Origin of the sequence: Pseudomonas chlororaphis subsp. aurantiaca, from assembly GCF_013466605.1 — a bacterium.
GTDB lineage: Bacteria > Pseudomonadota > Gammaproteobacteria > Pseudomonadales > Pseudomonadaceae > Aquipseudomonas > Aquipseudomonas chlororaphis_I.
Window position 1 is genome coordinate 4,916,233 of the sequence record NZ_CP059162.1, and the last position, 25,355, is coordinate 4,941,587.

Below are 25,355 nucleotides of genomic sequence, written 5' to 3' on the forward strand. Positions count from 1 at the left end.
TTAGCACCCACGGCAGAGCCGAACGGCAAAAAGTCATTCGTTGGCATAGATACCCCGATTTTCTAGTAGATTTTTCCCCAGCTTCCTTGGTCGAAGCCGGCGATGTATTGGTTTTCTGCGTCAAACCCGAAGAGAGGCCCTTCTTCCGTTGAGATGATGTAGTAATCAACGCCAACGCTTTGCGGCTTGATGGGAATGTACCCGCCAGTAAGGAGCGCAAGTTCAAGAGCTGACGGTGAGACCCCGGCAACACCGATGGTCATGGTCATGTCTTGGTTGTCCTGGATGAAAGCAAAAGTCCCATCAGAGAACACAAGGTCCAAGATTTCCTTGGACTGCTCCATAGTCCCATCCCAGCGGTTTGCGCCGATCCTCGCCCTGATCAGCAATCGATAGGTGTCATCGTCCAGCCTAGTTACACCGCTATCCGGGTCGAACGGCCCTTGCCATACCCCTTGATCGAATCCAAGACCGCTGACATCAAGGGAGAAGTACACGCCTGTGAGTGGGGTTCTAACGTTTCTAGATATGCCGACCCATAGACCTATGTCGTCGAGCTGCACACCGACTGCATCATCTAAATCAAATACCGATGAAAGACTGCTTGCGGTGGAATTGGTGTCAAGAAAACACTGTGATACAGCCTCCACCATCGCCATGTACTTCGGCTTGTCGGAATGCTCGCTGGTAATTTTCCCGGTGTAATCCTTGATGGTTGCCATGTCAGGTCACCGTAAGGACAACGGCCGCCGGAGTGCACGAGGCGGACTGGTTAAATGCAAGCGGCACATCTGGCGCTCCAGGACCACCCGGGCCCGATATGGTCAAAGCCGTCAGCTTGAAGGTTTCGCTGCCTGGAATACTATTTGCTGCAGTCAATGCATCAGCCCATTCCACAGTCCCGCTGGGGCCGCCACCTATTGCTACTTGATTTACATAATCAGAAACAGCCTGCTGAAGCGCCACCCCGATTGCTGTGGTGTAACCGTTTAGAGCCTTTAATGACGCTGCAGCTGTAATTGGTTGATTTGTCGGACGAAAAAACTTGATGGTTACAGGCATGCCGTAGACGTTGGTGGTGGAAATTGACGTTGTGCCATAGGTTCCACCGCCTGGACCTTTCTTTGCGGCTATTGCTGCCGCAATTTCGTTGGCATCGCCGCCTTCGACAACCACGGCCAAGCTGTTTCCTGGAATTCCATTTGAGTCTGTGACCTTCGTATCATTGTCGACCGCGGAATATCGAGTAACACCAGTCACGTTGGCGACAGCGCCGATCGTTCCCTCAAGCACAGTCCTTGATGGAAGTGCTGTCGAAGTCTTCTGCTTGGCGCGAAGTTTAGGGTCGGTCTCGACTGGCGCCCCGGGTGTTGCATCCAAAAGGTTTGTAACGCTCTGCCAACCTCTAGTCATCGTTGAGATTTTATTGATCTGGCCGGCAAGAGCAGTTATCGCCCCTACTGTCGCGCAAATGGCTGTCTCAACAATCTCTCCAGAGGGCGGGATGACTACCGACGACGGTAATGCCCACTTGTTACCGCTCTGATCCTCAGCGAACCCATTCGTGATGGTAGTTCCGGCCTGCCCAACGATTTTCAAGTCGACTTGCGAGTTTGTAGCAACCGCTCTGGCAATGCCGTTGATTTTTACGTTGCTCGAAAGAGCTGCACCTTGTGCAGTAGCTGGAGAGAATGAGAGGTAAGCGGCAATCGTCGCAGCATTGGCATCGCTTATGGCCAAAGCCTGAACAGCCAGAAACTGACCGTCTTGAGAGTCTGACTCGAGATAGACATCATCGCCATAGATCGAGCGATATTTCGCCTTGAGGTAATCAAGCACCTCGGCGTAGGCGGGTGCAGTGATCCCGGTTGCGGTGATTGTCGGTGCTGTTGGAGAGGCCATTTACAGGTTCTCGCTTATGGTCGTCTGCCCGTAGGTTGTATCGATTGTCACCGTAGGGGTGAACTTCCTAGTTTCAGAATCAAATTCGCTTTCATAGCTGGCAATCTGAGTAACGCCCTGCGTGCCAAGCACGCGCTTCTGCACTGCGCTATCACGGGTTGCAGTGGTTCGCTCACCAAGAACCTGAGTCTTCCATGGCATCCCTTCTGTTTTGTCGAGGAACCATTCGCCTTGGTCTAGCTTTAATCGGGTGCTGACTGCCTGAGCAACAGCCTCAGGCGAGTCGCGGAGAAAGTCGGCTTGCTGGTGGCCGAAGGTGTAGTCACCATTGGCGTCGAGCTTTCGGTATCTCATGGCACGGGCACCCCGCTCGTTCCGCCGCCAGGCGTTACACCGCTAGTTTTATGGGTCAACAGGCTGATGGTGTCCGCCTTGACGTCGCCGGTCGTGTCGACGCGACCGTTTACCTTCATGTCGCCATTGATGGTTACCAATGGCGCAGTCATGGTGATATTGCCCTGGGCGCTGATCGATGCTGCGCCACTGGTGACGGCGTTGATGGCATGCGTACTCGAGTCGACCTCAATAAAGGCCGCGCCATCGTCAGTCCTGAGCTGAGCCGCGGTTCCGCTGATGCTGCCAATAACCCTAGGTTGCGAGCGAAACCCCAGCAGCGCGAATCCATCTGACAGGTCGTGCATGCGCAGATCAGCCTGAGCCTGAATACCTCCCGACTGCCACCATGAATCAATGCAGCGAGAAGAGAACACTACTAGGCATTCGTCACCTGGCTTAACAGGAAAGGTCAACGTACAGCCGCCGCCGGCCGGGAACTGCACTGGGCAATCCACCAATAGCGGCAACTCAACACCGATAAGGGCTCCAGTTTCGTCCCGCACTTGGCCACTGATTGCTGGCTGCACCGTGCAGGTCATAGAATCAGGGTTGTCGGTGTTGAAGGACTGAATTATTCCGGGAATGGCTGTCTGCATTTTTGACTGCCACCCGCCAAGGGCGACCGTCAACCCAACGACGGGGTCGTTCATTCGCTCGCGTGAATCCATGGAGAATCACCACATGAGAAAGTTGATTTTGGTTGTGGCGTTGGCGCTGCCGGCGATTGCCAGCGCAGAAGTCGTGTATGTACAAACGGCCAAGGGGCACCAATGCGTCGGAGACAAATTCCCCATCACAACCCCTCAGGAAGTGTTGTACGGAGATCGTCAGTGCGACTTGCCTCTGGTCCACGCTAAGGACATGCGCGCCTATTCATTTAAAAGCGGGGCTGGGCCAGCTTTGGCACTGAAAGGCTGCTGGGGCAAACATCTGGACGGTTCGTATATGGTTGTCAGACAGGATGAAAGCCAGAACTACGCACCACCAAACGCCTATGTCACAGCGGAACTATCAAGCAGCGGAATGGCCATCGTCACCAAGTCGCCGAACCAGGGAACGCCTTACGCGAAGGCAATTGAGATGTGCCCTTAACCATAAGGTCGCACCGGTCCGACAGGGCCAACCCCGCCTGTTTGCGGAAGCAGCCCGAGAGGGACCGTAGCGTCAATAGCCAAGCAGATCGAGTCGGTGTACCACTCGTTTCCCCGTGTATCACCAAAATGATCCACAACGAATGCCTTGTAGAAGCCGTCATCAGCAACCTTGGCCTGCTGTGCGACAAAGCTGTTGGATGTTCCCGAGTTGGTACCGGTACCGAACCGGTATAGCTGGATGCTGGTGTTATTGATCTGCAACCGTTTGCCGATTCGAATGCCTGGGTTCAGTAGTGTTCTGACGGTTATCCCGTTCTGTGTCTGCTCGGGCAATCCAATCATGCCGGTAGCGGAAGTAACCACCACAGCTTCACCTGGCAAATAGGCATTGTTCGGTATCAGCGTCAGCTTGCCGTCTTGAATGCTCCAGCTCACATCCTGTGTCTTCCCGAGGATATCGAGGAAGTCTCGGGTCATCCCATAGAACACCTTCCCGCGCGGCAGCTTGTTGGACGACAGCTCCGGCGCCTCTCCCATCGTTATGCCGCGAGATGCCATCGAACTCAGTACTTGCTGAAGATGGTCATTCGCAGTAGATCCGGCCGCCAAAGTTACATTCATGACAGCAAAGTTGTAGGCGCTGTCTCCGTCGGCAGCGGTGATGTCGATATAGGTGTCGGTCTGGCTCTCACGCCCGCGCCTGACCTGTTTGATTGTGCCGTCGAAAATGGTGCCGTAATTCCCCGCATAGCCTGCCTGCAAGACAACGCGCTCAAATTCCTTTTGAACACGTTTAATTGTGTCATCACTCAGGTTGTAGACGCGGATGTCGGCAGTGTTTGGCGTTCTGAAATCGCCACGCCGGACAGCAAACCGAATGCGCATATCTGAAAGGTCAAGAGCGTCAGTGACGTCTCCCACCTTAAGGCTGATTTGACGCAGGTATTGAGGTACGCTCATTGGTCACTCCACGGGACGGGCGAACTTAAAAAATGGAACCTGAGAACAAAACTGATATTGCCAAGCCCCCTGGTAACGGCGACCTTCTGTCAGAGTCAATGAACCATGTATTTTTGATCGTCTTCCAGACATCACGATCTCCCAGCTACCCAATGGCTGTCGCCATCGCACGCAATGCTTCGTTCTACGAAGAATCGAAACAAGGGAAGACTACGCATCACGCTGCCGGCTTCTCCAACACGGAAGAGCAACTTGCACGCGCCGCAACTATCGCCAGCCTCATTGGCTCGCTCAAAGGCACATTTTTCATCGTCCGAGGGAGGCTAGTTCACTCGTCTGGCGGGATTCTTAGCGTTATCGAATGCTGCCTAAAGTCATTTCAGGTTCAAGATCATAGAGCCCATTGCAATGTCCTATATCCTTCACAGTTAACACCCGGAATTGCGGGTAGTTACATAAAGATCACCGGCCTAGCAAAAAATGAACAAGCCGTTATCCCTTGCGCCTTTGTGACGCAGTACACCGGATGGTCCATAAGTCATGAACACCCAGCATCAATGAAGGATCAATTCCGATCAGTATGTGTAAAGCGCGGCTGTGATTGGTGCCCCCGCTGTAACCCTGACGATTTCAGGCTTATTACTTCCAGCTAGGCCGTATACCAATAAAGGTGTGAGCCGACACCAAGATTGTCGAAGGTCGGCACCGCATCAGGATCGGCCGTTGTCTGAACCCAGAGCACGCCCGTAAATCCAAGGTATGCGTACTGCTCCAGCAGGTTCACCCCAGTCACCAGGGGGATGCCTTGAATGATTGGATTGCCGCTGGTATCAGCTATATCGACGACCCAGCCAGCGCCTTCAGCATTCCGCCACTGCACGGTTAGCCGATAATCGATACCGGAAAGCGAAATGGTGAAGGTCTGAGGATTTGGGCTCAGTGGGATTTCAAAGTTCGCCATAAGGCTATCCGTTTGGGGGCTGCCATCCGCCTGGAGCAGGAGTTCCGACCACTACCTGCTTTACCCCTGCATCGGATGTTTCTGCCGTTGACTGTGGCTGTGCCTGGTCATCCCTGGGTGGCAAGGTAGTTGCTCGGGTCTGGACGATGAGAACCTGCTTGAAAACAGCAGTCACCATCAGCGCATATTCGCTTTTCTCATCTGTGGTAACGCCAAGGCTGCGCATCAACATGTTGGTGTAGAGGCGCTTCCCGGTGGACACGTCGAAAGGAATCCGTGACTCCTGCAGCGCAAGTAGCTGGTTATAGATTCCCGATACGTAATCAGAGCCGAATGCATCACCGCCTTGTAGTGCAGTTATTAGCCCCTTCACGCTGCCGATCACTCCAGCCAGGCTGGCATTGCTCCATCCACACCGAATAATCAGATCTGCAGGCTTCTTGAAGGCGTGATCAGTGATGTTGGCACCAAGCTCAACCGGGTGTTCCGTAATCTGCAACTCATCGGTAGCAACCTCTTCCATAGTCACATGAGCGACGATGCTACCGATGGAGCGCTTCGGGTCGATGGTGATGAAGCCGGCAAAATTTGGCATATCAGTTCACCGCCGAGTTCATGTTGCGGGTTATTTCCTGGTTCACCCTGATCTGTGCACCACTTACCGCCGTTGCTGTGGCGTTCGGGTCAGTTGCGCCATGAATGTTGATATTGGTTGTTTGGCTAAATTCAACTGGAGGCGGGGTCGTCCCGGCCGCAGGGGCAGCCCTTGAAGTGTTGTAACTGGACATTGACACCTCGGGCGAAGCTGCGTTTTGACTGGCCCGTATCATCTGCTCAGCTGTACGCCCAGCATTGGCTTGGGCCTTTGCAAGTGCCTCAGCGACTTCCGGGGATAGCTCGGGCTGTGGCAGCGATTGAAGTGGCTTCGCTGCACCGGCATTGGCGAGCTGATAGGCCATTGCAGCGCGCACCCTTGCCTCCCTATCTCTGGCCTCTTGATCAATGCCTGGGCGCAGCCACTTCTTGGACGCCGCGGCGCCGGCAGCGCTGGCACCAGTGGTTGCACGAATCTGATCACCTGCTGGCTTTTCAAGCCCCTCTGTCAGCTCGTATTGAGCAAACTCCAATTGCTTCATCAGGTCAGCACGAGCATCCCTGATATTGAATCCCGCCCATTTTTCGAACTCGCTCTGACGATCAGGATGCCATTGCCCAATCCCCCTGGCTCTGCCCCCGTCACCCATAGCTTTGGGGTTGAAACCGCTTTCTGCCGCAAGATTCGCGGTGATACCTGCGGCTTGGTCTTTTGTCCATCCTTGAGCCACAAAGAAATCTTGAACGAAGTTCGACTTGTCCTTATCGGTTCCTTGAAGTTTATTCCATGCTTCTACGACTGATTTTTCGTTGTTTGCTTGATCAGGTGTCTGGCCTTCCTCAGCCGAAAGCCCTTGGCTCTCCCTGATCTTTTTGACGATCTCGTCTTCCCCGTCATTCAGGGATGACGAGTAAAGGGCAGATCCAAGTCCGACTGCTAGGGTAGACAAAGCAGTTGCGCCGGCAGCAGCAGCCCCTGCACCGGTTATCGCTGTTCCAAGTCGCAAGAAAGCCCCTGCCAAGCGCGCAATGCCACTGATCAGCGATAACGCGCCAAGGGCATTCAGCACCCACAACAGCGCAATAATCTTCGTGCTCCAGCCATCGGTAGCATCGTCGAGTTTGACGAAGAATTCCCAGATCTTCTGAAGGTACGGACCGGCCTTCTCCACCATGTCGACCAGCTTCACGGTGATGTCAGCGACTCTGTCCGCGATCATTGGTCCGTTCTGCTCGAACCAGATTGCGAACCGCTGCAAATCAGGACCCAGTTTGCGCATAAATGCTGATTGCACCAGAACCGAGAAAGTCTCGAACTGCAGACCAACTTCGCGCAGCGTCTCCATGAACGCATGGGCGTCCTTGGTGGCCTGATCCAGGCCACTGTCCTTGAGCTTCTTCCGGTTCTGCTCGAGCTTGGCGCCGAACTTGTCGTCCTGGATGGCGCGCAGCATGCGCTCATCGATGCCAAGCTCATTCGCGTATAGATTTGCCTGGTACCACGGCATCGCCTTCAATTTATGGCCAATGTCGACCAGCATGTCAGTTGTATCGCGTAGATTGCCATTAGCATCCCGCGTCTGGACTCCTAGGTTTTGCAAGAACCCTTCGCCACCAGGAACATTACGCAGAAACTTCGCAATACCCTCGATCGAGCCGCGCGCCTCATCCGCCGAAGCGCCCAAATCACGGGCGGCATATTCAGCGGATTTCAGGCTTTCAGCGGAGGCACCCACACGCTGCGACGCGAAATACAGCCCCTCCAGATTGGAGGCGAACGCCGAAACACCGGCGGCGACCGTCAGCGATGCGCCGGCGATCACCGTTACCAGCTTGACCACGCTCTTGGTGGCAGTGTCGATACCCTGCGTGAAATCCTTCGCTCCCTTCTGGTCAACCTTGAAGCCCAGGCCAACCAAGAACTCCTTGATGACTTCTTGATCGGCCATTTAATCCTCCAGGGCTCTACGCATCCGCTCCTTATTTTCGGCTCGGACCAGCAGCGAATCATTCATTTTTGCGATGTCGGAAAGATCTAAAGTCCCATCAATCAGGGACTCGTACCGGCACATGCCTTCGTGTACGGGAATCAGGAGCCAGTCTTCCCCGTTCGGCATCTTGGCGAGTTCGACCGTCAGCCCTTTGGAGTGCTCTGGCCGGTAAGCATCCCGCGTAAGAAAGGGCCGAGCGACTCGGTGATCACTCGGACAGCCAGTTTCATCATGACGCCCAGGTCGAGATCGTCGAACATGCATGTGTTTTGGCTTGAACTCCAGACAGGGAACCAGGCAGTCCCTTGCTTGCGCTGCACGACGCCCAAGCAGGTCGACAGGATGAACTCGGCCGTCTCGTCTGGCATACCGGCGATGCCGTCGGCAAAGGGCTGAAGCATCTCAGCCAGTGCGCCGAGATCACCGCTCAATGGCGCCAAAGCAGAATTCGAAGCACTCTCAGCAGGCGTGGCTTTAGCCGACGCTTGAAGCTTCAGAAATACCGGAATAAGCGTCGGAATGACCGGCGCCACTTTCCGCGACAGATGGAACTGCTGAAAGGCATTCAGCTTGCCGATGCGGTAGGTGTCGGAACCAAGCTCAAAGTCGCTCATCAGTAGGTACCCAGGATTGCATCAATTTTGATGGAGTCGAAAACCCACTCAACAATATCGCCATCCTTCTTGTAGTTCAGATCGGGAATCTTTTTGAACGCACAGCTTCGGCAGCCAATTGCGTCACCGCTAGCGCTGTTGGTGATGGTGATGACGTTCTGCCCCCAGAGCGACGAACTGATGCTTTGTGCCCCGTACAGCGCCATCAGCTTGGCGTTCTGCGGGGATGTCTTTAGTAGTCGTACCGTCACCGTGCCGGACTTGCCGGCATGCAACGAATGCATCCCTTCGCCGTCAGCACCAATCAGCATGGTGTTTTTGTCGTCGACCATGGCCGTAGTAATGCCTTCTTCGGCGTTTGCCGATCCAGCACCAAGATCAATAACCGCGCCAGCACCAACCAGAGTCGCGCTTACATCAAGAAAGCTATAAGTAGCCATAAGAGATCAACTCCGATCAGCGGTTAACGTTAACAATGACGTCGGCGAAATGGACTGCTCCGGCCAACTTGATTGCCACCTGGATGACTGGTGCTTTACGAGCCTCACGATCTGCCTGCGACTGAGTGGCAATAGGAGCTGCATAGACGTAATAGCCTTTAGTAAGAAGCTGCCCGCTGGTGATTGCGCCAATATCAGGACCATTCCAAATCCCTGGAGCAGACAGGCCGTTGTCTACGGCTTGTTCGCAACGCCCATCAATGGTGGTTACTATTCTGTTAGTTCCAGGATCGGTCTGCGGTGTTTTGGTTGGAGTGGTATACAAAAGGTTGTATACGGCGGTTTGCAGATCATTCTGCAACCAGTCAAGGCCATGTACCTCATCGAAGAAGTACCCGTTGCACATCACTCCTTCCTGGATGATCGCGGTGTCATTGTTGTAGTTGACGAACACGTTGCAGTTCTTCGCCTTCAACGCAGCGGCTTGCCCCTCAGTCAGGCTTTCGGCAGTAATGCCAGGCTCCTGCTTGAACTTCAGGGTGATGGTTGTGTTGTTGCCCTGGAAATTCACCGTGAATGCCCGGCCAAACATCGACGCAGCGGCATACGGGGTAGCGCTGGAGAACTGGGTAAAGGTGCGCTTGTAGTTGGCTGCCTTCAGCTTGCTGGCGATGTCAGTGGTACTGGTTGGGTCAAGTGCAAGCGAGTTCTGCGTGGTGTAGCCAAAGATCCTGCTTTGTCCGGTTCCCTCAATGAATGCCGCAGTTGCCAGCACATCAGCTTCGGCCAGCGCGGAATCAGCCACGAGCAGTCCATACCAGTCGTTCGACATGCCGGCCAATCGGGCCACAGCGTCGACCAGAGGCTCGGCTGCCACACCATTAACCGGCGCAGAGGCTTGACCAGTCTGTAGGCCAAGCAAAGCCGATACATCAACGCCACTGGATGGCGCCTCGGCATAGGTGATGGTCGAAGTTACGCCGGTGGTGGCACTCGTGACCTCGAAACGGCTTTGGGTAGAATTCCATACGCAGGTGCCAGAGGAGGCGAGCTTGGTAGTAATAGCTGAAGCAACGCCGTTCAGATTGGTAACCGCTGAAAGATCAATCGCGCTGAGCGTCTTCAGCGTTCCGTCGATAGTGATCTTCATGCCGCCAGCAGTCACCGCCGTGAAGTTGGAAATGTCCTGCTGGGCAGTTGAAAGCACAGCGCCCTTGAGGATCGCCGATGTAGCAGTCTTGGCCCAGCGCCCGATGTACATGATTGCCGGCTGCGGCGATTGGCTGAAGAACAGGTTTCCTGCTAGGTACTCAGGCGCTGATGTTCCAAAGTCGCTGACGATGCCATCAGTGCTTGAGTATTGGCGCAAGCCCTCATTCACATCGATAACGGGCGACGAACCGAGGACCAGCAGAGCGCCAAAATCGCGCACGGCAGCTGCCTTCGGAGACATGACGATTTGGACGTTCACGACGTCCGAAATGGCAAGAGTCTGCATTGCTTTCTCCGGGGTGAAATCAGTCGACGATCGTTGGTTCGGCCGACAGGATGTTGAGCACTGGATAGACGCGTACCACTTGGCGGCGCATCTGAATAAAAAGGTCGTAGCGGCGCACCCATTGCTGGTTCACTAACTCGGGAACCGGGCGAATATCTGATGCACCTACGAAAGCCATGCGCGAGGATTTGATTGCCTCGCTGTTTTGAGGGATGAAGATGCCGTCACGGAGGATCGAGGCATATGCCTGGGCCTGTGGACCGTAGAACGTGCACAGCACGCTCAACTCTTCATGCATCTGGTATTCATCGCTGCCATCTCCAGCACCGACATGGCTAATGGCTGGATTGGCTACGGTTTTTGTTTCATGAACTCCAACAGCGCACCAGTTGATGTTTGGCTCAGGCTGCTTTGGAGGGTTTGGTTGCCATCGCGGACGAACCATTGGCCCGGGCAGCCCGCTTATGCCGACCACCATTGCCTGCAAGATATCCTCAAGCTGATCGTCTTCCGATGGCGCAGGCGACCCCGCCGGCGCTAGATATCCGCCGGTTGCTGAGGTATTCGCCATGGGTTACCCCTTCAAAGGAAGTAGATCGCAGGTGGCGCAGACGAAACCGCGCCCGAAGTGCTTGTAGTCATTGATGTTGGAGACGGTGTAGCGCTTGCCCTGCCAGGTGACGATGTCGGCAGTGGTGTCGCCTTCGCCGGCTGTCAACTTGAAGATGGTATGGATGGTGATCGAGCCCTTCTTGCGCTCGCCACCCGCCAGACGCTCCAGAATGTCGCCCTTGTCGCTTGTGACCACGCCGGCAAATGTTATGTCGGCGTCCGAGATAGTGGTGCGCCCGTTATCGCCAACGGTTTGCACCGAGCGAGTACAGATCAATCCGAGATCCATGAAATCCGGGTCTAGCAAGATTTCCGAAACATCAAGCTGGGCCATGGATTCAATCCTTCTCGCGGATCACGTAGGTGATAGCGTTACGCAACTGACCGGTATCGATCAGCGGTTTTACACCGCTCCTGCCTCGCCGACGCCTGGCCGCCAGGGTGCTTTCCGCCAAAGGAGCAAGATCGCCATTAGTGATCTCGTTCCTGGCCCCGGCCTGCGCAATCAGCCCAGTAGCATTCAGCTCGACATCAACCTTTTCGGAATTCCCATCCATGGCTGCTTTCGCCGCCTTTTGCAGATGGTTGTTGATGCTTTCCTGCGACCGATTAACGCCTGGATTCAGGAATGGGCGCGCCGGAATGTTGGCCTTTGGCGAGCCGTATTCATGGATGTAGCCAAGCTGCGCGTTGTTGATCGGCTCTTCATCGCCTTCCTTGCGCTCTGTCTTAGATGCCGGGATTCCCACCAGGACCTGCTTGTTAGCCAGATCCTGGATAGACGCCAGAACTTTTGATACGGCGTCCTTGGTGATCTTCATGCTCACAGTTGAATACCCCCAGTGCCGACCATACGGGCTAGTTGCAGGAACTGGATGCCGTAGGTGGTCAGGTTGTAGAACCCGCCATCCTGAAGCGCCACAGCGCCCGTATCGTAGCCCGCGCTAACCTTGTCCACGGACTTTGAGGTTAATGGTCCCTTCACCTGCCCAGGGGTTCCACCTACAGCCGCCGCCAACTCGCGTCCTGCCGCAAGCGACAGGTTGTGAGCTATGAACAACTCAAGACCAAGGTCCAAGTAGTCACACCAGCGATCTGGCGCGAGCGTCTTCTCGCCCAAGGCCAGCCATAGGTTTATGGCTGAATCCTTGTAGATGGTGGTGTCGGCGAATTCAGGGAAGTCCTGTCGGAACTGGGAGGAATCCATGGGTAGTTCCTTGCTTAGGCTGTGGTATTGGCCTTAGCCACCCGGTCGCGAAGAGTTTCCAGCTTGATGTTTCCACCAACGTTAATACCTTTGGCGGCCAACTCAGCGATGAGGCGCTTTTTCTCATCGTCTTCGCTTTCGCTATTCGTTGCGTCTTTCAGTTGCTCGAGGTGGGCTTTGACGAACCAATGATCAACTAACTCATCATCGATTTCCTGTGTGCCTGCCTCGAAATCGATAACACCATCAGTCGTGTTCAGCTTGAAGGGCTTGAGAACATTACGTGTTGCCATGTTTAAGCCCTCAAATGCCGTCGCGGTAGCCGACAGTTTCTGGATAGACCACTTCCACGACGCCCAGGCGACCGTAGTAGGTGGTGATTTGACGGATGCCGCGATATTCCAGCGGGGTACGCTGCAGAGGCACCAGAGGGAACCGCACGCGGTCCTTCTCGTTGGTGTACGCCATCATGCGGTTGGTGTTCGAAGTTCCGCGGCTAGTCAGCCACTTCAGAGGCTGGATATTCAGCGGCCGGCCATTGATGGAGTTCGACAGGCTGTTGACCTTCAGGTACTCGAGAATCGAGATGTTGCCGGCGGTCGACACGATGCGGCTGACCAGCTTGCTGTAGCTGACCGGGTCCAGACGCAACTCGCTTGGGCAGATTGCGAAGGCAGACGCTGCCCATACGCTGTTGAGCAGGTCGTTGACGTCGGCCAGGATCTGGTCAGGCGTTGCAGTAGTCCAGTTGCCGGTGATGGCGTTGCTGACGTTGGTAACAACACTGGAGTTCACCAGACCGGTTTCGCCCAGCTCGGTATCGCCGATGTAAACCTGCTCATCGATGTCCATGTTGTGCTTGAGCTGCATGCCAGAGAACTTCTGGCTGTCTACCGGGCGGCCGAGTTGTTGTGCAGATGCCAGCTCAGGCAGCGTCCAGGACAGTTCCATGCCCCAGAGGCTCAGGGGCTTGGCGGTCTTGCCGATATCCAGCGCCAGGCTGGCAATCGCGCTCGACTCTTTACCGATCCAGGCCTTGCCGTTCGGGCTAGTGCCGCCTACCGCGGCAAAGGTGCTGTTGGTGAAGCTGGACAGTTCGTCGGCGATGCTCACGTCTTCACGCAGCATGATGTCGCGTGACCACGTAACCGAGGCTAGGGGGCCATGCAGGTTCTGGTCGAGACGCTCCAGCTCACCGATCAGGAATACGCCAGTGGAGTCGATGGTTTGAGCATCGAACGTCATCATGCTGTCGCGGGTGTGGGCGCGCTTGATGGAGCGCGGCAGAATCAAATTGCTCATCGAGCGTTCCCCTTAGATGTTGTAAGCGATTTCGACGTTGCCAGAGGCATCCGCCGCGCCCATGAAAGACGCCCGAGTAATGGCGACGGTGTTGGTACTGTCAGCAGCGGCTTCGATGCCGCCAATTGGCTTGCCAGCAGCAGCTGCAGCAACGCGCACGTAGACCTGGCTGTCTTTCGAAGCAGTACCGGCGTTGAGCTTCACGGTCATGTAGCCGCGGCGCAGGACGTCAGCCACGCCCTTGGTTGGAGGGGTAGCCGTGCCGAGTGGATCGGAGCCCGATCCGCCAGTGATCGGATACGGGCGCGCGAACAGACCGTATTCGGCACCGTCAACGTCGCTTGCACCGAACGGGACGAACTTGCCAGATGCGATCTTGCCGAACAGGCCATAGCCTGCGAACGGCAGAGTCGAATCCAGAAATACCGGCTCGATAGTGGATTGACTGGCGCGGGTAACGTCACCAGGAATGCCCGCAGGCATGCGATAGAGAAAAGCGTTAGCCATGGGAATAGTCCTCAGTTACGGCCCGAGCCGTTCCAAAATTCACGGTTACGTTGGTTGATCTCGGCAACGCTCAACGGAGGGCGGCCAAAGTCTTTGGTGGTGATGGAGTTGCGAGCGCCAGATGCGTTGTTCTGCATCTTGGCGAACTCAGTGACGCCGATGAATGCTGCGGACACTTGGTCAGCGGTCATCTTCGACAGGTCGCGACCGGTCAGGAAGGGCTCTACCAATGCTTTACCATCACCAGTTTGCATGGCCTTGGTCAGCGCCTGGCGTTGGCAGCTGCACACGTGATCGGCGGTCTTGGTCTTGGCATCACGGGTCTGGAAGCTGATTCCCGGGACGAGGATCTCGGCGCGGGAGCGGAGATCAGTCATGATCTCGGCATCACCCGTGTAGGTCTTGCCAGATGCTTCTGGATTTCTCGCTGCTTCTTCAGCCTCTAGGACGTCATCCTCGGTCTTCGATTTGTCGTCGTCAGGATCTTCATCCTCGGTGATCTTCTTCACCTCGGCCTCCATGTCGCCGACTCGTGCACCGAGGGCCGTAACCGCTTTGAGGATCGAATCAAGAGTCGCAGAGTCACCAGTCTTGGCATTCTCTTTGCCTTCTTCTTTCATGTCCTCGTCTTCGGTCTTGGATTCCTCCAGAGCCTCTTCGAGTGCTGCTTCATCTTTGGCCCGGAAAGCCGTGCGAACACGATCCATCCAGGTGCGCTTTTGCGGCTTTGCGTCTGTCGTCTTGGCCACTTCTGAATCTCCAATTGCACATCGCGGGCCACAGCGGCCGCGCTCTACCAGGGCTACGTGGTTACCCACGATGTTTGTCTGGCGGCCGCGACCGACTGCCAGCTGTTCGTATTCGGCGTCATAGCCGCAGGACACCTGACGCAAACCGCTGCGTACCTCTTCGATGGCGGTTGCATCCGTGATCAGCAGGTCGGCCAGCATCAAATCGCTTTCAACCCCATCGCCTTGACGCACGTTCTGGGTGATCCCCATCGAAAGCTCACGCCAGTTGGCCGGGGTTACAAAATCATCAGGATGAGCCATGGTCACCGGCTTCCCCTCGAAGCTGGCGATCGTCTCGGCGCGGAACACCTGATCTGGGTTGCGCTCAATGGTCACCAGTCCACCGCCGCCACCCTGGATCAACGGGCCATCCTCGTTGACCAGTTCGCTTTCGTCGTAAACAAGCGTACCGGTACGGGCGATGGGGACTGCCTCACAGAGCAGGAATCCTTCAGGCGTCATGCTCTGCCTGGCGCTCAAACGCTCAGGCGCGAACCATCGCCCGGCCTCGTCCTGGGTTCTCACTTTCATGTTTGGGTTACTCGGGAATGACTGGTTCTGGATAGCAGCGGCAGTTCGGCAGGCAGCCTGCGTGACCTGTGAGCTTGTCTAGCGTCGGAGGCGAATCCCAGCGCACGAACTTTCCGTTCATTTCTTTGTGCGAGTGGCGAACATCGCTGTCGCCAGAGGTCCGCCAGATGTAGCCCTCACTGCCAACAGCCTTGGCGCGTGCCTCGGTCAGTGTGGCGGCAGTGCGGGATACCTCGGTGCGGGCAATCAGCTTGGCTCTACTCTCAGCTACCTCGCCGGAGCGCATGATTTCCTTCGCGATCTCGTTTGCCCGGGTGCCATCCTCGATGCCTTGCAGCGTCAGTTCGTGCACGCGTTTGGCCGCATCGAGGGGGATGCTCTTGATCAGCGTGACCTGCTCAGCCAGCAGACCCTGCATGGCCTGCCCAGTGGGCGCTGTGCGGATCTCCTGCCGCAAAGCCTGGGACATCTGTTCAGTGAGCGTTGCCCATGCCTTGCGGTCCTGCTGGTTGACCTCTACGAGCATCTTGCTCGCCGTGGACACGGCCCAGTCGCTCAGCAGATCCGCATATCGGCTCAGCATGTGAGAGATGGTTGGATCGACTGATGGGTCGCCTGGCGGGAAGCCGTTGATGATGCTTCCCACCTGGCGTGCAACCTGGGAAAGGGCCGATTGGTATTGCCTCTCGGCCCTATTCGTCCTGACCGGATTCCGGCTTCGCTTTTTGTCCCGGGTTTTCAGGCGCATCGATCAGATCCTTTTCGCCAGGGACTGGAGGCGGCTCGTTTTCGGCCTCTGTGATTTCTTCGTCTGTAATGTTCGACCAGAGCCCCGTGGTATTGCTGGACTGGCGCAGCTCTTTGAGAGCGGTGCCGCGGTCGACAATCCCGGAATCGAATGCCTGCACCACAGATGCAGTGTCCTTGGCGCCGACATCGGCCTTCTCGGTATCGCTGAGCTGCCACAGCGGCACGAAGTCGAACGCAAACCCTTCCGGCAACGGCTTGCCAAGCTCAGAACGGGCGATGACGTCGCACAGTGTGGTCACACCAGGCCGCAGGGCCGAATCCTGATCAGCCTTGATGCCGTCGTAGTAGATGCGCACGCTGTCATCGTCATTACCTATCCCACCAGGAGACTGGCCGAAGAGAATGACGTCAGGGGTTTCAACAGCCCCGCACACCTGCTCGCCGAACTTGTCGATCACGTCGGACAAGCCACTAAAGCTGTATTGATGCGTTTCGAACGTGTCAGAGGCGTCCATGAGGGTCAGCCCCTCATTGCTCTGGAACTGGCGAATCATGTCGATGTTCTTGAGCAGAGCCTCAAGAGACTTACCGCCGAGGGCGATCAGATCACGGAGTTTTTCAACCTTGTATGTCCGCAAATGAGCCTTGTAGACGAGCTGGGCAGTCCCAGACGTAACACTGTCGAACGCGATCAGGCGATCCCACAAGCGCTCAAGCACTGACTGCCCCCAACCGTTTTCAGCAATGCGCTGCCAGTACGGCAACTCGACACCTTCACGGCGAATCACCCGAGAGTAGTGAATCTTCTGGTTTATCAGCGCCTGGGCATCAGCAACCACGGTGTAGAACTTCGGTTTTCCGAGGTTCGGACCGTATTCGGTAACCAGATTCTCGAGCGATGGCTGAACCAGCCAGCGGTCCAGCACCAACAACCCTTTGAACTGACCAGGGCCGATCGTATCTAGGCGCAACTCAGTTTCCGGACGCTGCCCATCGATCAGCATCACGGCGATGGAGCCGCCATAAAGACGTGACCACTTCTCGTTGTCGCACAAGCCCTTCCAGATCTGGAGACGCTCGAAGGCGCGGGACAGCTTGTCCTTTTCCTCTGGAGGCATCACCGAGTTGAACTCGATGCCCTCGCGGGTCATATCCTTGGCGCGACAGTCAACAGCACGACCAGCAAGCCAGCTGGACCGATACACCGCTTCCATCTGGATGCGGTTTCGGCTGACGAAGGTAAACCCGTAGCTACTGCCGCTGTTCTGGTTGGCGGTGCCAAGCCCTACACGAGCGGTGAAGTTTTGGAAGCTATCGCCGGTCATGAACGACTTGCGCGCCACGTCAGTCTGCTGATTGACCTTGGCAGCCCTGGCATTGAGTTGGTGCCGCTTGCTCATAGTCTTCCCCACACGGCAAGGCTGCTTTGGCTACCAAGCATGTCGTTGATTGCATCGCACATTGGGTCTATTTGGTCGTCGTGGAGGTGGCTGTCGTCAGCCGTGAAAGCCTCGCACTCGGTGATGAAGTCGGATGTGAACGGGGCGCCTTCGGGGATGCAGACGTTACTGGACTCGATGTAACCCAGCACATCCATAACCCTGGTGAGCTTGTCCTTGGTCCGCTCGATGCCCGAGATCGGGATACCGCCCAGGCTGCGAATATCTTGGATGAGGCCGGTTCCGCTGGCCTTGTCTTCCACCATGAACGAGCGAAGATAGCCAACGTCCAGTTGGGCGGCGTGCTTGTTCCAGAATTCGGTGGCGCGCTTGCGCAGGTCCGGTGCTTCCCACTTTCCGCGCAGCTGGTCGATCAGATATATCCGGCGATCCTCCCCAAACCCCCAGCACTGGAACACAGTGTAATCATTGCGCTCGCCGGTCTTCTGCGCGGTGTCTGCGTAAATTACGCGGTACTCGATGCGTGGCAGCGTGCGGTAGCGAATGAACCAGGCCGAGTGGATTAGGCCGCCGCCCTTGGTGGTGGGCCGCTGCTGGTAGAGCGCGTTCCAGGCATGCGAGCCAATGGCCTGTTTGATCTTAGCTAGACGCTCCAGAGGGTACCGCTCAGGGTGCAGCGCCTCGCCAGCCTTCCGGTAGACCTCATCCTCTTCGGCGATGGCTGGGAAGCTCACAACCTTCCAGTTGTCGCCCTCACCGTTCTCCATTTGCTCCAGCAGCCGCCCGGCTAGGTCGTCGGAGTGCCAGCGGGTCATGCCGAGCAGAATCCCGCTCTTGGGCGACAGTCGCGTGTAGAACGTGGTTGTGTACCAGTCCCAAATGGCGGCCCTGACCGTCTCGCTATTCGCCTCCTTGGCGTCCTTGACCGGGTCATCGATGATGCCGATGTCGGCGCCCATGCCGGTGATGCCCGCGCCAACACCCGCACTACGGTACGCACCGGAGTGACCAACAATCTCAAAAATCTCGCTGTTACGCAGCGCGGTACCGGTTACGGTCACTACGCGCTTACCATTCAGGCAGGTGTCCGGGAAAATGCTGTGGTATGCGTCATCATCAATGATGCGCTGCACATCACGGCTCATCCGGCTCGCTAGGTCCGAGGCATACGAACAAGCGATCATCTGCAAATCTGGGTTCTTGCCGAGCGCCCAGGCGGGGAAGCGGCGACTGAACAATTCAGACTTGCCGCTACGTGGCGGGGCAAAGATCATCAGCCTGGGTTGCAAGCCGCGCTCGACGTCGTAGTAAAACTGCTGAAGAGCCGCCGCTACTTCGCGGTTGAACCATCCCTCAACAAAGTCAGGCTTCGTCCTTAACGTGAACTGGAGAAGACCCCGGCGCGCTCGCTCATTTTTGATCGACGTCAGGTCGAGCAGCTGCGGCGATATGCTCAAGCTGCTCAAGTTGCTCATCGGTTAAGTTCCGTAAATCTGCGGTGACAGTCTGGATTGGGCCACCACCTGGTCCTGCCAATTCAAGCTCCTGCTTGGACTTGCCATAACCTCGGTCAAGAATCTCTTTCGTTGCTGCCACTCTGGCCGCATGTGGGGCATCGCCATCACGCATGATCTCAACCAAAGCATTTACAGCCTCTTCACCAAATGCCTGGGCGATTACCTTAATGTCCGCAGTGATCTTGTTGCGCTGACCCTTAGGACGGCCAGCACCTTCGCGCTTTCCACCTAAAGCCATATTGAATTCCTTTGATTTTTTTTCACTTAATCAATTGGCTGCGACGCGTCCAGGCATACAGGACGACGCCGCCATGCAGCATTACGCCGAAGGGGTTCACCCATTGGCCCTGGAGCGCCGTAACGAAGGCGCCGAATGCACCGATAGCCACGAGATAGAACGCCGTACTCAAAAGCGGCTCATCGATCGGGCGCACCTTGCGCAAGTAATCACATGCAGCAATCACCACGAGGACACACAGGAAGGCGTCAGCGGCGGTCATGGCTGAAACGAGAATGCTGTTCATCAGACCGCTCCTGTGGCGCCAAACTTCCTCGCCAAGGCTCTTAGGCCTGGAATGATGTTCATGGCCAGCAGGCCGATCAGGAAGGCAACGCCATATTGGGTTTCGCCACCAGGCTCGAGCTTGAAGAAGCTGATGGCCAGAGGCGTACAGAAGATTGCCGAGGCGAACCCAGTGAAGAATGCGCAGACTGCTTGCTTACGGGTCAGGCCCTGCAAGAAGGTCAGAGAAAGGATCGCCCCACCAAACGCGCCGAGAAAGACGCCGTACTTCACAAGCAGGACGCCGGCAGCAGTGGTGCTTGCTGGTTCTGCCATTGGAGTCTCCGGGGAATAAAGTCGGCCGCAACGGCACTCCCCAGCTTGACGCGATGGGTGTGGTTGGGCCGAGAAACAAAAAGCCCAGCGGTTAGGCTGGGCTCTGAATAGCAAAAAGCCCGACTCTAGGCCGGGCTTTGTGTAATTTGCCAAAGGCAAAACTTTAACGATGGGGAAATCCTACTGTCAGCCGGACATTTCGTCAACATGTATTTTGCGCGCTATATTTTTGCGCAGAATATGCACGGGTTTCTCCGTCATGCCACATCCTTCATCACCTTTATGCAATGAGACACAGGGATGAGCGCAGCTTTGTCCAAGTCATTGCATGCGTCGAAGCACAGATCAATGAACTGCGACCATTCCCTACTCCACTGCTCTGAAGATAGTTGCAACCCGAGCTCTGCATAAAGCCATCCCCTGAAAGCCTCTGGAGTAGGGCAAGGATCAACCCCCTCGCTCTGGCCGCCTTGGTGCATGCGGCGGTACCGAAACAGGACGCCAGAAGCTACCAGCTTGGCCTTCTCGAACTTCTTAGCCGTCATCCTGGAGCCCATTGCATAAGCGACCCTAAATAGGGCCTCTTCTGCCTCTTCCCTATCGTCGTCAGTGGCCATAGGGCTGTACATGTGATCGCCGAATGCCTTGAGGTGGCGCGGTAGCGTGTCGATCGCCTGCTGAATGCGGCCGGCGATGGCCTGGTGGGCAGCATGATTAGCGTTGGTGGACCGCTCGGTTCGCTGGACCATGCGGCCGAGCAAGCCGATCTCCCGCAGGCAAGCGCCCTGACTGTCACGGGGCATATACAGGCTGTCATGCCAAGCCATACGCGCACTATTCAGCTTCATCATGCTGCCACCTCTTTCAACATGTCAGGGCTTACGGTATGACGGGCTACCTCGCCGAATTCTGAGTGCATGACGATGCACTTCATGTTCTGCTGGGCGCGATATCCTCCAAAGGCCGCGTAGGCATCCTTGGCAGTCAGGGTGTTGAAGGACTCGACGGTGACTCCGGCATACTCTTTGACGCTCTGGTGGTGGACGTGGCCGAGATACCAGTAGCGATACTTGGTGCGGCCCCACGCTTCGGCCTGGTCGGCCGCCATGACGCCGGGGAGACGTTCTGACTTGCAGGTGTGCCCGTGGTGGGTGCCGATCAGAACGCGACCGTGCTCGATGTAGTGGAAGGCTGACGGGGCGCGATCGATCTGTACCCGGGGCTCATTCTCATAGGTATGGCTCAGGGCTACGGACATCCATAGCGCGCCTGTGTCGTCATGGTTGCCTACAACGTTTATCACGCGGACCTTGGCGTGCTTCTTGAGTGCCGAGGCGATGCATTGGCGCATCACCTTCATCCCCACACTGATCATCTTCGCGTACCGGCCGTCCAGGTCCATGATGTGGCCAGAGCGGGATGTCATGCCTTCCATGTTGTCAGCATGGAACCAGTCGCCCAGGTTGATAATTACCGCCAGCTCTGCGGGCGGCGCCAGATCGACCAAGGCCGCCATAGCGCCACACTGGACACGAACGGCCTCGGTCATGTCCCAGCTATCGCCCTGCGTTTCTTCCCCCCAGGCCCGCATGCCGATATGGGCATCCCCGATTGGATAGACAGCCATAAGGCTAGCGAGGGTCGAAATAGGCCCTGAAACCGGGTCGATTTGCGGAAGGTCTTCGGACATGGCCTGGCAGGCTGCAATCATCAGTTCGCGCTGGCGTTCGTGGTCAATGCTCGACTTCACCCATTGCATGACCTGGACGCCATCCTTATAGAGCGTCGATGCGCCCTTGAGGTGAAAGCCATCCGGTACGGCGTGGGTTAGATCGTGCTCGGGACTCCACCCTTTGCGCGCCAAGGCCGACTTGCGCTTGCGCAATGTGCGGATGTGGATTCCCAGGTGCTCGGCAGCCTTTGGCATCGTGTGGATCTTGAGCGCCTCAATGATCTGGTCGTCTGTTACTTTGCGATCGCTCATTGGGCCTCTCCATTCTTAGACTTTGGCTTAAGTCCGGCGCACGCAGCCCAACCCAGCCAGCAGCCGTGCATGTAGGGGAGATGGTCGTAATCGCCCTTCTCGCCGCGGAGCTTTGCCATCTCAGAGTCAGAGAGATAATCCCCGGTAACAGCAAGGTGCTTCTGTGCAAACCATTCCTCGAAAGTTTGGCGAACCTTGAAATCACTCATTGCTTCTCTCCATTCAGGAACCGAGTACGGCGGGCGACTGCGCGTATTGCCAAGTAGCAAGCACCGCAGGCGATGAAAAGGATGCAGAGCCAGAACTGGATGGGGTTGATGGTCATGCGGCAGCCCTCTTCATCTCGCGTATCAACACCCGAAACTTGGCCTTGATGGCCTTCAAGTCTTCGATGGTGTAGCGCTTGGGCTCATGAGGCCCTTCTAGCCACTCGACCAGTTCAACCCCGATCCGCTTCACCAGCTCAATGCGGTAGTTAACGATGTCGCCGGACTTGTGGTTGTTGCATGGCGCGCACTGCTTGTGGACGTTGAGCGGCTCGAACCGAAGTTCGGGGTTCGCTCCTACAGTGCGGTAGTGGCCGGCGTGGTATTGGCCTTCGTGATGGCGTCCACAGCTGACACACGGCAACGCGGCATCGCGCAGGCGGATCCACTCGTTGAACACCGTCTGCGTTTCCCGGAAGTGATCGCCGCGGGTCTTCATGCGTTCCTTGCTCGCCTTGATCTCTCGGCGCTCACGCTGCTGGATCGCCTTCCGCGCTCTTTCCTGGTTCACGCCCTTGATGGCCAGGCCGCAGGCCCAACCGCAAACCTTCTGGCCCAGCTGGACCGGAGTAAACTTCACGCCGCATGCCGGGTTGCCGCACTCCTTTTGGCGGCGCTGCTTGATGGCAACCTTCATGCTGCCGCCTCCCATTGCTCAGGCATCTGCCCTTTCGGTTCGCTCCAAACCACCCCCTTCTCGGCGCCGAAGGCATACATGCACTCGATCACGTCGCCCAGCTCAGCTACGGTCATGCGCTTGGTGCTTTCGCCGAGCATGACCACGCCGCCATTGATGCCCTGGGCCATGCGGATCTCTTGGCGCGCCGCGGCAGTCATCAGAGCCTTCCAGTCCTCGCTGTCGAGCTTCTGCATCACTCCATTGACCGGCCATTCAGCCTGACGGGAAATGTCGCCCAACATCGCCCAGAGCTTCGCGTTCTGTTCCAAGGTGCGGCGGGACTTAACGGGGCGGACGATAATCTCGACGGCGCCGATAGCAGAAAGGTCGAAGGCAAACAGATAGGCCAGCTTGAACACGTCGCGGATGCGGTTATGGCCAGTGGCGAAGAAGTGGCGTGATTTATGGATTACGTTGGTCATTGAGCACCGCCCTTTAACCTTTCTGGATCAATGGCTTCAGAAGTTTTATGGGGCAATTGGGCACCGCCCTCTTCGTACCCGAACAACCCCTCGATAGCGGCGCCTATGAGCAGGATTCCAAGCCATGCAAGCAATCCCCAGCCATTGCCAAGCCAGAACGCCGCCGCTAGCCCAGCTGACATAGTGAGCCACTGCCAGTAGCTGATGGTTTTGGCGAAAAGGAAGCTCTTCATGCCTGCTCTCCCTTGCTCATGGCAGACTCAAGATCATCCAGCCATTCTTCATTCGGGATTTCATGCGACAGATTCGGGTCCCGATGAATCTGAATTACCCACTCCGCTGCCTTGCGCAGCGCCTCGTTCTCGGCCTTGAGCTGGTCGCGCTCAGCAGCCAAGTCTCTGGCAACTTGGAACCACTGAGCATCAGAGGTATTGCATCCTCCATGTGGAGAACACATTCCCGGTGTCTGACAACGGGCCATGGATTTTTTGCAGATCATGTCGGTCATCAGAAACCCTCCTTACCGCGCTGCGATTCCCACTCGAACGGGATGACGATCACCCCGCCCTCCCGAAGACGATCTGCGCAGCGCTCTCCGATAGCGGCTGGCAATGCCTTGGCGTCCAGGTTCGACACGATCACGGTGGGGCGCAGCTCTTCGTAGCGGCCGTTGATGATTGAGAACAGAGTGGTCAACTCGAAGTCGCTAGGCTTCTCCTTGCTCACGCCGATCTCATCCAGGATCAGCAGCGATGGGCTGATGAGGCTCGACAGGATCTGGCTTTCACTCTGGTCGCTGGTGTGGTCGTAGGTGGCGCGAATGGCCTGGAGTACAGCGCCGATCGTGCGATACACCGCTGTGGCGGTAGTGGTCGCCATGATCTCGTTGGCGATTGCCACGGCCAGGTGGGTCTTACCGGTTCCGGGTTTTCCCAGCAGCAACAGGCAGCGACCAGACTCGGCGATCTGCTGGAACTCGGCGGCGTACTTGCGGCAGGTGTTCAGAGCCTTGCGCTGTTCGGCGGTCTTCGCTACGTACTGGTCGAAGGTCTTGTCCATGAAGCGCCTGGGAATCAGGGCGGCGCCGAGCTTTTCAGCCATGCGCATGCGTAGAAGCTGCGATTCCTGGGCCTGCTTGCGGGCTTCCTCACCCTCGGCTCGAATGCGGCTGCACTCGGGACAACCGGATCTAAGGTCGCGCCCAAGCACCGAGTACACCTTCTGCTCGTACTCGCCGTGGGTTTCACAGGTGGCCGACTGGATTCGAGTTCCTGGCGGATAGACCGGTGCGGGAATGGCAACAACGTTTTCAGAAGGCATAGGTGCCATCCTCCCGAGGGATCAGGCCAGCGGTGTAATCGCGATCAGAGAAACCAGAATGCCGGGATGGCAGCTGGTGGACGTTGCCAGTGGTCTTTTCCGGAAATATCCCAGTCCAGCCGTTGGAAATTGAGTTGGATAGGACTTGATCTGGGCATACGTGCCCTTCCAGTGCCTTGGCCTGCTGCTCGCAGCTCTTGGCGGTCAGTGGCTTGTGGATTTCCCGGCGGTGCTGGCACCAATCGGCCCAGGCCTGCTCGGAGACGTTTTCTGGCCGGGCAGAGAGAGGATCGAATTTTGTGGAATTTGTTTTTCGAGCACGCGCAGGCTTTTGATCTTCTTCTGTATCTGTATCTGTATCTGTATCTCTTATCGTTGAGTTTTCGTTCAACGGAATTTCAACGGGCGTTGAACGCGCGTTCACAGTCTTTGTTTTCCTGGCCTGAGCACGTGCCGCTCGCGCCTCAGCAGAAGCCTTTCCGGCTGCGCTACGCTGTGTTTGGGTGGCGTGGACAGCCTGCAAATCACGCTCAATCCGGTCATGAACCCACTCACCTGAACGCTCGTTGAAAAACTCGTTCAACGAGCGTTCAACGACCGTCCATCGCTCGTCTGAAAGCCGCGCAATACGGGCTAGACGAGACACCGGGATCGGCTTTCCGGTCTGCCAGTAGTTGAAGATCAATAACAGATAGGCGCCGTGCTCCTCAGTGTTGAGGTGCATGGTGTCGGCCAGGTAGTCGGCAACATAGAGTTGCATGTACGGAAGAGCGGCCATG

At 56.5% G+C, this 25,355-nt stretch carries 36 protein-coding genes; 1 reads left to right on the forward strand and 35 read right to left on the reverse strand.

Annotated elements, in window-relative coordinates:
• Window positions 1–62: 62 nt before the first annotated feature.
• From H0I86_RS22060 to H0I86_RS22075, 4 genes are read right to left on the reverse strand one after another with little or no spacing between them, the layout of a single operon-like run.
• Window positions 63–722: a DUF2612 domain-containing protein gene (locus H0I86_RS22060; RefSeq protein WP_180922180.1), complete on the reverse strand. Its 660-nt coding sequence runs from the start codon at window positions 720–722 to the stop codon at window positions 63–65.
• 1 nt (window position 723) lies between these two features.
• Complete coding sequence (locus H0I86_RS22065) at window positions 724–1,902, reverse strand: baseplate J/gp47 family protein (RefSeq protein ID WP_180922181.1); 1,179 nt, start codon at window positions 1,900–1,902, stop codon at window positions 724–726.
• Window positions 1,903–2,256 carry a contractile injection system sheath initiator gene (locus tag H0I86_RS22070; RefSeq protein ID WP_180922182.1) on the reverse strand — a complete coding sequence of 118 codons (354 nt, stop codon included), beginning with the start codon at window positions 2,254–2,256 and terminating at the stop codon, window positions 1,903–1,905.
• Complete coding sequence (locus tag H0I86_RS22075; RefSeq protein ID WP_180922183.1) at window positions 2,253–2,966, reverse strand: Gp138 family membrane-puncturing spike protein; 714 nt, start codon at window positions 2,964–2,966, stop codon at window positions 2,253–2,255. Before H0I86_RS22075 ends, H0I86_RS22070 begins: the two co-directional genes overlap by 4 nt.
• A 13-nt stretch (window positions 2,967–2,979) precedes the next feature.
• Between H0I86_RS22075 and H0I86_RS22080 the strand changes: the two genes are divergently transcribed.
• Window positions 2,980–3,390, forward strand: coding sequence for a hypothetical protein (locus H0I86_RS22080; protein ID WP_180922184.1), 411 nt, complete (start codon window positions 2,980–2,982; stop codon window positions 3,388–3,390).
• Here the strand turns inward: H0I86_RS22080 and H0I86_RS22085 are convergent.
• From H0I86_RS22085 to H0I86_RS22230, 31 genes are all read right to left on the reverse strand, one after another.
• A complete protein-coding gene (locus H0I86_RS22085; protein WP_180922185.1) occupies window positions 3,387–4,352 on the reverse strand; it encodes a phage protein in 966 nt (321 codons plus the stop codon). The genes H0I86_RS22080 and H0I86_RS22085 overlap by 4 nt on opposite strands.
• A gap of 649 nt (window positions 4,353–5,001) precedes the next feature.
• On the reverse strand, window positions 5,002–5,313 hold the full coding sequence (locus H0I86_RS22090) for a phage baseplate plug family protein (RefSeq protein WP_180922186.1): 312 nt from the start codon (window positions 5,311–5,313) through the stop codon (window positions 5,002–5,004).
• A gap of 4 nt (window positions 5,314–5,317) precedes the next feature.
• On the reverse strand, window positions 5,318–5,908 hold the full coding sequence (locus H0I86_RS22095; RefSeq protein ID WP_180922187.1) for a phage baseplate protein: 591 nt from the start codon (window positions 5,906–5,908) through the stop codon (window positions 5,318–5,320).
• Window position 5,909: 1 nt separating this feature from the next.
• Window positions 5,910–7,856, reverse strand: a complete 1,947-nt coding sequence (locus tag H0I86_RS22100) for a phage tail tip lysozyme (protein WP_180922188.1) — start codon at window positions 7,854–7,856, stop codon at window positions 5,910–5,912.
• A complete protein-coding gene (locus H0I86_RS32545) occupies window positions 7,857–8,024 on the reverse strand; it encodes a DUF6889 family protein (RefSeq protein WP_373369371.1) in 168 nt (55 codons plus the stop codon).
• Window positions 8,025–8,041: 17 nt separating this feature from the next.
• The gene (locus H0I86_RS22105; RefSeq protein WP_180922189.1) at window positions 8,042–8,512 is read right to left on the reverse strand and encodes a phage tail assembly chaperone; all 471 of its coding nucleotides are present in this window, start codon (window positions 8,510–8,512) and stop codon (window positions 8,042–8,044) included.
• Entirely contained in the window at window positions 8,512–8,952 is a 441-nt protein-coding gene (locus tag H0I86_RS22110; protein ID WP_180922190.1) for a phage structural protein, read from the reverse strand. Before H0I86_RS22110 ends, H0I86_RS22105 begins: the two co-directional genes overlap by 1 nt.
• Before the next feature lie 16 nt (window positions 8,953–8,968).
• Window positions 8,969–10,450: a DUF3383 domain-containing protein gene (locus tag H0I86_RS22115; protein ID WP_180922191.1), complete on the reverse strand. Its 1,482-nt coding sequence runs from the start codon at window positions 10,448–10,450 to the stop codon at window positions 8,969–8,971.
• A 19-nt stretch (window positions 10,451–10,469) separates the two neighbouring features.
• The gene (locus tag H0I86_RS22120; RefSeq protein ID WP_180922192.1) at window positions 10,470–11,021 is read right to left on the reverse strand and encodes a phage neck terminator protein; all 552 of its coding nucleotides are present in this window, start codon (window positions 11,019–11,021) and stop codon (window positions 10,470–10,472) included.
• Window positions 11,022–11,024: 3 nt separating this feature from the next.
• On the reverse strand, window positions 11,025–11,396 hold the full coding sequence (locus tag H0I86_RS22125; protein ID WP_180922193.1) for a hypothetical protein: 372 nt from the start codon (window positions 11,394–11,396) through the stop codon (window positions 11,025–11,027).
• Window positions 11,397–11,400: 4 nt separating this feature from the next.
• The gene (locus H0I86_RS22130; RefSeq protein ID WP_180922194.1) at window positions 11,401–11,883 is read right to left on the reverse strand and encodes a phage virion morphogenesis protein; all 483 of its coding nucleotides are present in this window, start codon (window positions 11,881–11,883) and stop codon (window positions 11,401–11,403) included.
• Window positions 11,884–11,885: 2 nt separating this feature from the next.
• Window positions 11,886–12,269 (reverse strand): DUF4054 domain-containing protein, encoded by a 384-nt coding sequence (locus H0I86_RS22135; protein ID WP_180922195.1) that lies wholly within the window; start codon window positions 12,267–12,269, stop codon window positions 11,886–11,888.
• Between the two features lie 14 nt (window positions 12,270–12,283).
• Complete coding sequence (locus tag H0I86_RS22140; RefSeq protein ID WP_180922196.1) at window positions 12,284–12,562, reverse strand: STY1053 family phage-associated protein; 279 nt, start codon at window positions 12,560–12,562, stop codon at window positions 12,284–12,286.
• 10 nt (window positions 12,563–12,572) lie between these two features.
• Window positions 12,573–13,571 carry a DUF2184 domain-containing protein gene (locus H0I86_RS22145; RefSeq protein WP_180922197.1) on the reverse strand — a complete coding sequence of 333 codons (999 nt, stop codon included), beginning with the start codon at window positions 13,569–13,571 and terminating at the stop codon, window positions 12,573–12,575.
• Window positions 13,572–13,583: 12 nt separating this feature from the next.
• Window positions 13,584–14,078, reverse strand: a complete 495-nt coding sequence (locus tag H0I86_RS22150; RefSeq protein ID WP_180922198.1) for a structural cement protein Gp24 — start codon at window positions 14,076–14,078, stop codon at window positions 13,584–13,586.
• Window positions 14,079–14,089: 11 nt separating this feature from the next.
• On the reverse strand, window positions 14,090–15,400 hold the full coding sequence (locus H0I86_RS22155; protein ID WP_180922199.1) for a DUF2213 domain-containing protein: 1,311 nt from the start codon (window positions 15,398–15,400) through the stop codon (window positions 14,090–14,092).
• Between the two features lie 7 nt (window positions 15,401–15,407).
• Window positions 15,408–16,148 (reverse strand): phage head morphogenesis protein, encoded by a 741-nt coding sequence (locus H0I86_RS22160; RefSeq protein WP_180922200.1) that lies wholly within the window; start codon window positions 16,146–16,148, stop codon window positions 15,408–15,410.
• On the reverse strand, window positions 16,093–17,550 hold the full coding sequence (locus tag H0I86_RS22165) for a DUF1073 domain-containing protein (RefSeq protein ID WP_180922201.1): 1,458 nt from the start codon (window positions 17,548–17,550) through the stop codon (window positions 16,093–16,095). The genes H0I86_RS22160 and H0I86_RS22165 overlap by 56 nt, the downstream gene beginning before the upstream one ends.
• Entirely contained in the window at window positions 17,547–19,025 is a 1,479-nt protein-coding gene (gene terL / locus H0I86_RS22170; RefSeq protein ID WP_180922202.1) for a phage terminase large subunit, read from the reverse strand. Before terL ends, H0I86_RS22165 begins: the two co-directional genes overlap by 4 nt.
• Complete coding sequence (locus H0I86_RS22175; protein ID WP_180922203.1) at window positions 18,961–19,305, reverse strand: hypothetical protein; 345 nt, start codon at window positions 19,303–19,305, stop codon at window positions 18,961–18,963. Before H0I86_RS22175 ends, terL begins: the two co-directional genes overlap by 65 nt.
• Before the next feature lie 22 nt (window positions 19,306–19,327).
• Entirely contained in the window at window positions 19,328–19,591 is a 264-nt protein-coding gene (locus H0I86_RS22180) for a hypothetical protein (protein WP_180922204.1), read from the reverse strand.
• The gene (locus H0I86_RS22185) at window positions 19,591–19,905 is read right to left on the reverse strand and encodes a peptidase M48, Ste24p (RefSeq protein WP_180922205.1); all 315 of its coding nucleotides are present in this window, start codon (window positions 19,903–19,905) and stop codon (window positions 19,591–19,593) included. The genes H0I86_RS22180 and H0I86_RS22185 overlap by 1 nt, the downstream gene beginning before the upstream one ends.
• Before the next feature lie 257 nt (window positions 19,906–20,162).
• Window positions 20,163–20,756: a hypothetical protein gene (locus H0I86_RS22190; protein ID WP_308416443.1), complete on the reverse strand. Its 594-nt coding sequence runs from the start codon at window positions 20,754–20,756 to the stop codon at window positions 20,163–20,165.
• Complete coding sequence (locus H0I86_RS22195; protein ID WP_180922206.1) at window positions 20,753–21,889, reverse strand: DNA-binding transcriptional regulator Fis; 1,137 nt, start codon at window positions 21,887–21,889, stop codon at window positions 20,753–20,755. Before H0I86_RS22195 ends, H0I86_RS22190 begins: the two co-directional genes overlap by 4 nt.
• On the reverse strand, window positions 21,886–22,098 hold the full coding sequence (locus H0I86_RS22200) for a hypothetical protein (protein ID WP_180922207.1): 213 nt from the start codon (window positions 22,096–22,098) through the stop codon (window positions 21,886–21,888). The genes H0I86_RS22195 and H0I86_RS22200 overlap by 4 nt, the downstream gene beginning before the upstream one ends.
• 112 nt (window positions 22,099–22,210) lie before the next feature.
• A complete protein-coding gene (locus H0I86_RS22205; RefSeq protein ID WP_180922208.1) occupies window positions 22,211–22,792 on the reverse strand; it encodes a recombination protein NinG in 582 nt (193 codons plus the stop codon).
• Entirely contained in the window at window positions 22,789–23,256 is a 468-nt protein-coding gene (locus H0I86_RS22210) for a recombination protein NinB (RefSeq protein WP_180922209.1), read from the reverse strand. Before H0I86_RS22210 ends, H0I86_RS22205 begins: the two co-directional genes overlap by 4 nt.
• Window positions 23,253–23,489, reverse strand: a complete 237-nt coding sequence (locus tag H0I86_RS22215) for a hypothetical protein (RefSeq protein WP_180922210.1) — start codon at window positions 23,487–23,489, stop codon at window positions 23,253–23,255. Before H0I86_RS22215 ends, H0I86_RS22210 begins: the two co-directional genes overlap by 4 nt.
• Window positions 23,486–23,764: a hypothetical protein gene (locus tag H0I86_RS22220; RefSeq protein ID WP_180922211.1), complete on the reverse strand. Its 279-nt coding sequence runs from the start codon at window positions 23,762–23,764 to the stop codon at window positions 23,486–23,488. The genes H0I86_RS22215 and H0I86_RS22220 overlap by 4 nt, the downstream gene beginning before the upstream one ends.
• The gene (locus H0I86_RS22225; protein ID WP_180922212.1) at window positions 23,764–24,576 is read right to left on the reverse strand and encodes an ATP-binding protein; all 813 of its coding nucleotides are present in this window, start codon (window positions 24,574–24,576) and stop codon (window positions 23,764–23,766) included. Before H0I86_RS22225 ends, H0I86_RS22220 begins: the two co-directional genes overlap by 1 nt.
• On the reverse strand, window positions 24,566–25,354 hold the full coding sequence (locus H0I86_RS22230; RefSeq protein ID WP_180922213.1) for a YdaU family protein: 789 nt from the start codon (window positions 25,352–25,354) through the stop codon (window positions 24,566–24,568). The genes H0I86_RS22225 and H0I86_RS22230 overlap by 11 nt, the downstream gene beginning before the upstream one ends.
• Between the last annotated feature and the right edge of the window lies 1 nt (window position 25,355).